Origin of the sequence: Paenibacillus sp. AR247 (assembly GCF_002968895.1) — a bacterium.
In the GTDB taxonomy this organism is placed as follows: Bacteria; Bacillota; Bacilli; order Paenibacillales; family Paenibacillaceae; genus Paenibacillus_AQ; species Paenibacillus_AQ favisporus.
Map to the genome: position 1 here is coordinate 301532 of NZ_PCZT01000023.1, position 649 is coordinate 302180.

The 649-nt window shown below is 69.2% G+C and carries 1 protein-coding gene; it reads left to right on the forward strand.

The genetic code is table 11. From position 1 onward, the window contains the following. The coding region (locus tag CPT76_RS38010; RefSeq protein WP_181153164.1) for an iron chelate uptake ABC transporter family permease subunit at positions 1-649 on the forward strand (649 nt) is incomplete at both ends.

Genomic DNA, 649 nt, shown 5'->3' on the forward strand with positions numbered 1-649 from the left:
TGATCGTGTCGCTGGTGCTCGCCTCGTTCACCGGCGCGTTCCAGCTTCTGTTTGAGAACGAGACGAACGGGCTGTTCGTCTGGGGTTCGGGCTCGCTGAACCAGAACGATTGGCACGGAGCGGCCTACAGCTGGCCGTGGGTGACCGGCGTCCTCGTTCTGGCCTGGCTGTTCCGGCGCCAGCTGGACCTGCTGGAGATGGGGGACGAGACCGCTCAGGCGCTGGGCCAGCGGGTCGGGCTGGCCCGCACCGCCGCACTCTCCGCGGCGGTCCTGCTCGCAGGGGTCACCGTCAGCGTGGTGGGCCCGATCGGTTTTGTGGGGTTGATCGCCCCGCATCTCATCCGCTTGCTCGGGATGCGGCGGCATGCGCTGCTCATTCCAGGCAGCGCGTTATGGGGCGCGGTCATCCTGCTGGGTGCCGACGCCATTGCCCGGTTGTTCCGCGGCACGCTCGGGGAGCTGCCGGCGGGAGCCGTCACGGCGCTGTTCGGCGCGCCGTGGCTGATCTGGCTGGCGCTACGGGCCAGCCGCACGGCTGCGGCGGAAGGCGGAGGCGGGATGAGCGCCGACGTGCTGCATAAACGCCCGCCGTACCCGCTGCTGCTTGCCGCCATGATTGTGCTGATCCTGCTGGCATTGGTCATCGG